Origin of the sequence: Paraburkholderia caffeinilytica (assembly GCF_046030355.1) — a bacterium.
Classification (GTDB): domain Bacteria; phylum Pseudomonadota; class Gammaproteobacteria; order Burkholderiales; family Burkholderiaceae; genus Paraburkholderia; species Paraburkholderia caffeinilytica_B.
The window spans coordinates 225,016-231,406 of the sequence record NZ_JAQQCQ010000015.1 but is presented as its reverse complement, the minus strand read 5'-3'; the positions used below and the strand labels follow the sequence as shown (position 1 = coordinate 231,406).

5 protein-coding genes are annotated in these 6,391 nt (G+C 60.2%); 3 read left to right on the top strand and 2 right to left on the bottom strand.

Going from position 1 to position 6,391, the window contains the following annotated elements:
* Nucleotides 1-161: 161 nt before the first annotated feature.
* A complete protein-coding gene (locus tag PQQ95_RS22880) occupies nt 162-1,559 on the bottom strand; it encodes an undecaprenyl-phosphate glucose phosphotransferase (RefSeq protein ID WP_408440957.1) in 1,398 nt (465 codons plus the stop codon).
* Nucleotides 1,560-2,207: 648 nt separating this feature from the next.
* Here PQQ95_RS22880 and PQQ95_RS22875 point away from each other — a divergent pair.
* On the top strand, nt 2,208-3,770 hold the full coding sequence (locus PQQ95_RS22875; protein WP_408440955.1) for a mannose-1-phosphate guanylyltransferase/mannose-6-phosphate isomerase: 1,563 nt from the start codon (nt 2,208-2,210) through the stop codon (nt 3,768-3,770).
* A gap of 88 nt (nt 3,771-3,858) precedes the next feature.
* Here PQQ95_RS22875 and PQQ95_RS22870 read toward each other — a convergent pair whose 3' ends face one another.
* Complete coding sequence (locus PQQ95_RS22870; protein ID WP_408440953.1) at nt 3,859-5,001, bottom strand: DUF6566 family protein; 1,143 nt, start codon at nt 4,999-5,001, stop codon at nt 3,859-3,861.
* Between the two features lie 268 nt (nt 5,002-5,269).
* Between PQQ95_RS22870 and PQQ95_RS22865 the strand changes: the two genes are divergently transcribed.
* Both PQQ95_RS22865 and PQQ95_RS22860 read left to right on the top strand, forming a co-directional pair.
* Nucleotides 5,270-5,401: a hypothetical protein gene (locus PQQ95_RS22865; protein WP_408440950.1), complete on the top strand. Its 132-nt coding sequence runs from the start codon at nt 5,270-5,272 to the stop codon at nt 5,399-5,401.
* A gap of 544 nt (nt 5,402-5,945) precedes the next feature.
* Nucleotides 5,946-6,242: a PsiF family protein gene (locus PQQ95_RS22860; RefSeq protein ID WP_408440948.1), complete on the top strand. Its 297-nt coding sequence runs from the start codon at nt 5,946-5,948 to the stop codon at nt 6,240-6,242.
* Nucleotides 6,243-6,391: the final 149 nt, after the last annotated feature.

Here is a 6,391-nt window from a genome sequence, read left to right as displayed (position 1 = left end):
CTCGGAAAATGGAGTTGATTCATTAAATGCGGTCACGCGTTGAACTGCGTGGCCGGCGCTCGTAAGAAGACGCCACGCCGCCTCAAGTTTTTCGCACCACCGGAAGTCCCCTTGGGGGACTGCTCCCCATTGGGGGTTGCGCGAAGCGACAGGGGGTTCGCTCAGTAAGCGTTACTGCCCACAAAGCCTTTCCACAGCGTCAGCACGACGATCTTGATGTCGAGCCAGAAGGTCCAGTGCTGCATGTAGTACAGATCGAGCTTGACGCGACCCATCATCTTTTCGATGCGATCGGTTTCGCCGCGATAGCCGTTGATTTGCGCCCATCCGGTGATGCCCGGCTTGATCCGGTAACGGTGCATGTAGCCCTTCACCAGATCCTTGTAGATGTCGTCGTGCTCGAGCGCGTGGGGACGCGGACCCACTACCGACATCTCGCCGCGCAGCACGTTGATGAATTGCGGCAATTCGTCGAGGCTGGTGCGCCGCAGGAACGCACCGACCGCGGTGATGCGCGGATCGCGCTTCGTCGCCTGGGTGATCTTGCCGGCCTCTTCCTTGTGCATCTTCATCGAGCGAAACTTGTAGATTTCGAACTGGTTGCCGTCGATGCCCTTCCGCTTCTGGCGGAAGAACACCGGCCCTGGCGAGCTCACCTTCACCATCACCGCGATCACCAGCATCACCGGCGACAGCGCGGTCAATGCCGCCAGCGCGAACAGCCGGTCGAAGACGCGCTTGGGCAGCACGCGCAGATCGGTGATCGGCGAGGCGGCCAGGTTGATCGCCGGCACGCCGAGCAGATCGACCATCGGCTGATTGAAGAGCGTGAGGCTGCGCACGTCCGGAATGAAACGGATGTTCACGAAATCGTTCTTCAGATCCATCACGAAGCGATGGATCGCCTTCTCCTTCGAGATCGGCAGCGCGAGCCACAGCTCGCGAATTGCGCGCTGACGCACCAGTTGAAGCATCCGCGCGTAATCGCGCTCGACCGGCACGCCTTCGATCGCGTCGCTCGCGTCGGGGTCCTCATAAGGGTTGATCGTGCCGTCCTCATCGAACACGACGACCGGGCTAAAACCGGCTTCCGGGCGGCTGCGCATCTGCTCGATCAGGAAGCGCCCATACGGTGCGCCACCGACGATCGCCACCGCGCGCTGATTGAAACCCTCGCGACGCAATCCGCGCAGGATCGAATAGACGATCACCTTGGTGACGATCAGCAGCGCGATCGTGGCGATCGCCCAGTAGACGAGCCACAGCCGCGACAGGCTGTCCGCACGGTGCAGGCTGAAGCTGATCAGGATGCCGGTGACCTCCACCATCACCCAACCGCCGGCAACGCGGCACAGCAGGTCGTACAGCGGCTTGCCGCGCCACGACTGATAGATCCCCAGCGCGGGAAAGAACACCACCACCAGCAGGCAGTCGAACGCGAGCGACACGCTTTGGACGTCGTCCAGCCACACCCATTTCCCGCTGTGCACGGCCGTCGCGATGGCGGCGCCGAGCGCGACCATGGCGATGTCGATGATTCTCGATAGAACGCTCAGCATGCGCGGCCCCTCAGTTCGTCAGTCAAGTGCCATCCGTTGGTTGGTTGAATTCCCGTCACACTCATTACGTCCTGCCACCGGGGGCGCAAAGCCGGTATCCGCGCCTGCCAGATCAATGCGCGACGCGAAACTGATTGAACCGATGCTAATTGCCCTGCTGCTTCCCAGACTAAAAAAATCCTGAGCGGACGATTCGGAAAGCAGGCGCCTGAATGAGTGAATACCCTTGTACAGGTATAGATAAAGCGATATTAAAATTCGGACTGCAAGACAGCAAAATATCTCTAAATGTATCGGTCAAAGTTTCGGCATTTTTTCTGAATTTTATTCGGCAATTGTTACCGGATTTTCGCTTGAAAACCTCGTTATTCGCCTTTCTGGAGGCTGAACTGAGCCGACCGGCCCGTTTTCCTACGAAGCTTACGTCGCACCTTTCGCCCTGCATTCTGCGTCATGCCTCCCGATAAAAAAATGATCCGCTATTTTTTCGGGTAATTTTTATTTTTTAAAAAATACGGCGGACATTTTTCCTTCATGAAATAGCCAATTTCATTAGACGTTTTATATAGTTTTCATTTAACGCGCTTTTATTGATTCCTTACTTCGTGATAAAACTCGACGCATTCACCCAGCCTCGAGGAGTCCATCATGACAGCTCCGGTTACGGCCACGCCCGCCGACACCCGGTCCACGCAAGCTATGTCCCTTAACGTCAAGCTCAAAGTTCATCCCGTGATTCTGGCGGGCGGCTCCGGCACACGCTTGTGGCCGATGTCGCGCGAGCAGCATCCGAAACAACTGATTGGTCTGCTCGGCGACGACTCGTTGCTGCAATCGACCACCCGCCGGCTCGACGGACTCGAAACTGGCCATCCGCTCGCCGAGCAACTCGTCGTGGTGGCCAACGAAGAACAGCGCTTCACCACGGCCGAGCAATTGCGCACGAGCGGCAAGCCGACCCGGCTGATTCTCGAACCCGCCGGCCGCGATACGGCGCCGGCGCTAACGGTGGCTGCTCTGTCGATCGCCGCGCAGGACGAGGACGGCATCATGGTCGTGATGCCCGCCGATCACGCGGTGACCGACATCGGCGGTTTTCATGCCGCGGTGGCTGCCGGCGTGCAGCATGCGGCAGCCGGTCATATCGTGACGATGGGCATTGTGCCGACGCGTGCGGAAACGGGCTATGGCTACATCCGCATCGGTGCGGCGCTTGGCATGCCTAACGACACTCAAGACACTCGCGCAACCCAGGCCGATGCAACCGGCAAGATCGGCGCGCATAAGCTCGATCGCTTCGTCGAAAAGCCGCATCTGGAATTGGCGCAGCGTTATATCGAATCGCAGGAATACTGGTGGAACAGCGGCATTTTCATCATGCGCGCGTCGACCTGGCTGAAGGCGATCCGTCACTTTCAGCCGGCGATTTACGAAGCCTGCGAAGTCGCCTTCGCGAGCGGTAAAGCGGACGGCGATTTCTTCCGTCTGCAGCGCGATGCGTTCAGCGCCTCGCCGTCGAATTCAATCGACTACGCGGTGATGGAGAAGCTGGGTCACGATCAGAGCGCCGCGTCCGGCGTGGTCGTGCCGCTGCAAGCGGGCTGGTCGGACGTGGGCTCGTGGGACGCGATCTGGGACATCTCGGAGAAAGACGCCGATCGCAACGTGGGCCGCGGCCGCGTGATGTTCGAAGGAGCAAGCTCGACATTCGCGCATTCGGAAGGACGCCTGATCGCCTGCGTCGGCACGCAGGATCTCGTGGTGGTCGAAACGGCCGATGCGATTCTGGTCGCGGACAAATCGCGCGTGCAGGACGTCAAGAAGATCGTCGGACGGATTCGCAACGAGGGCGGACTGGAAGCGGCCAACCATCGCAAGGTGCATCGCCCGTGGGGCAACTACGATTCCGTCGACACCGGCGAACGCTTTCAGGTCAAACGCATTGTCGTGAAACCGGGGGCGCGGCTCTCGTTGCAAATGCATCATCACCGCGCGGAACACTGGATCGTCGTGCGCGGCACCGCGCTCGTCACGCGGGGTGAAGAGCGCTTCATCGTCTCCGAAAACGAATCGGCTTATATTCCGCTGGGCGTCACCCATCGCCTCGAAAACCCGGGCAAGATGCCGCTCGAAATGATCGAGGTGCAGTCGGGTTCGTATCTCGGCGAAGACGATATCGTGCGCTTCGACGACACGTATGGACGTCAATGATTCACAACGAATGAAGCGGGAACCTGCGGCGGTTGCTCCTGACTGCCGCGGGGCACTGCCGTACTAACCGCCGCGCATACTGCCCTGCTCACCCCGCATGGGAGATGAGTTCTGGACACGACGGAAAACGATCTGACGCACTGCTTTCGCTCGCGGGTCCGGCCGGTTCGCTGGGATAACGGCGCAGCGGTCCACGGAATGCATTGAGCGGACCTTGCATCGGGCCGCCGTGATTCACCGCGACCGGCTCCGGCACATGACGTATAGCCGGCAACGGACGCGCCGGCGCAGCCGCGTTGGCTGCAGGTGTTGCCTCGGCGGCAGCCTGCGTGCCGCATTCACGGTCGATCCACTGGCGCGCCCATTCGAGCGCGTATTGCTCCGCCGCCTCGGCCTCGGCAAAGCGCGGACCGACGAGGCCGGAACGCTCGACGCGTTTGCCGTCCTTCATGATCTCCGCCCACGCGCGATACATGTCGCTGGGCACCTGCTCCACCGCAACGTAGATCACGTAGCCGCGCCGGTCGGCGACTTGCGTGCCGCGTGGTGCGAGGCTCATCGACAGCGAACTGCGTTGATCTTCAAGCTGTTGCGTGCGGCGCGCCGACGTGATGGCCGAATCCAGGCTGTGCATTGCCGCGCCCACCGCCCGCGCCTCCTCCATGCCTTGCAGACCGGCGCGCATGGCGGGCCGGGCGGCGGGTGATGCAGGCTTTGAAGGGGAACGCGACACCGGCGGCACAGTCGCGAGCCCCGACAACTGGCGCGTGATATCGGCGAACGGATCGGCCGCACGCCAGCTGCTCAGGCTGCTCGAGACACCGGGCGCCTGCCATGACTCAGGACTCTTCCACGACACACCGCGCAGACCTTCGTCGCGCACGCTGGGGGTTTCTGCCGCCGGTGCAGCCGGTTTAGCCGTGACGGGAGGCGCCGGTTGCGGAACGTACGCAAAGGTGCGCCCGGTTTGCGACAACAGCCGAACCATCTCGATGAGGGTGCCGTTCAGTTGCCATTCTTCGAAACGGCGCCGGCAGGTGGGACCCGACGGATAGCGGCCCGGCAGTTTCGACCAGGGTTCGCCCGTTGTCAGAATCCACAGGACGGCATTCGCCACGATGCGGGGTTCGGCGCGGGGCCGGCCGCGTCGGTTCAGACGGACGGCCGGCTCATCAGAGACAAGCGCTGCCAGCAGCGCCCATTCGTCATTGCTTAGCTCATCGAAAAACATTGGGTTTTCTCCACGCAGCCTGGCCGGGCCACGGCTTTGGACGGCCACGGATTCAACTTTCACGATCCGTGTGCAGCCCGCGGTTGCACAAATATGTTTGGTACGTTCTGTTTGCTGGTCAATGTCGCACTGGCTTAGTGCGGTTTGTCCCTATTGCGAAGCACAAAACGTGGTCTCACTCGTGCATGGGAGAATTTGTGCACGAAGCATACCATCCCCAGGGTTTGCGTGAATATCATTGAGACAAGTGTTACGGATGGAAACAAACTTGTCCTTTTTGCTGCGTTATTTTTCGCATTGCGGTAACAGAACTACCATCCGTTTCAACGAAAAAGACGCTATTGCACGGCACAATGGCGCGGCAACGGCGGCGAATGGTCTTTACGAAATCGGCATGTGAGTCGCAATGCATTTCAATGCGTTTTGGCGGTATTTTCGCGTGGCCACAGCGTGACTCCGCGTGACTGGGCGAAGTGGCTGTCAGTCAACCGGCAGTATGCTGAGAGCCTTCCCTGGCTTGCTTAACGGAGATGCCCGCCAGTGATCGGCGTGGAAATTCCAGTCAAGATTACCCCTACGACCGGCAGCGGAATTTTCTGCCGATTTCCTATTCATTTTCATCTGCAGCAATGCAAATTGAACGGTGATGATTCGATCATCCGTCGGGAATGACGACTGCCTAATTAATTTGCATGCGCGTTGCCAATTAATCTGGATTGCATAACATATTTCCGTACTGCTCCGATTCGACCGTTTTATCCTCCGGAGCCACTATCGCCGCCCGGTAGGGGAAAACCAGCGCAAGCGCCTGTCAACCGAATAGCGCTTTTGTCCGTTCTGGCAGACAGCATTTGCCATAATGGACGTGCCGAGGGCTCCTGGACGCCGTTGACGCCCACGCGCATGAACGACCAAAAACGTTTTCACCACCGATGGAGTGTCACATGAAAGTCCAATCCGCTATCGCTGCGCTGGTGCTGGGTGCTGTTCTCGTTTCGCCGGTGTTCGCGCAGAACAGCCAGCAAACAAAAATGGCCGACTGTAACAAGCAGGCCGCCGACAAGAAGGGCGACGACCGCAAGGCCTTCATGAAGACCTGCCTGTCCGCCAAGCCGGCCGCCGCCGCGCCGATGAGCCAGCAGGACAAGATGAAGGCGTGCAACACGCAAGCCGCCGGCAAGAAAGGCGACGACCGCAAGGCTTTCATGAAGACGTGCCTGTCGTCGGCGCCGGCTAACTAAACGCGAGGCAATCCGCGCGGCCCGCACGCCGCGCGGTTGACCGCGTACCGCTCGAACAGGGCCGCGCCGGTTTCCGGCGCGGCCCTGTCTTTCTTCTGTTCATGCTTCTGCGCTGCGTCGCCGCTCATCTGCCCGGCAGCCGCCCTCGC

Bases quoted from the DNA above. Each gene is read 5' to 3' on its own strand.
- PQQ95_RS22880 (WP_408440957.1), bottom strand. From the start codon at position 1,559: ATGCTGAGCGTTCTATCGAGAATCATCGACATCGCCATGGTCGCGCTC.
- PQQ95_RS22875 (WP_408440955.1), top strand. From the start codon at position 2,208: ATGACAGCTCCGGTTACGGCCACGCCCGCCGACACCCGGTCCACGCAA.
- PQQ95_RS22870 (WP_408440953.1), bottom strand. From the start codon at position 5,001: ATGTTTTTCGATGAGCTAAGCAATGACGAATGGGCGCTGCTGGCAGCG.
- PQQ95_RS22860 (WP_408440948.1), top strand. From the start codon at position 5,946: ATGAAAGTCCAATCCGCTATCGCTGCGCTGGTGCTGGGTGCTGTTCTC.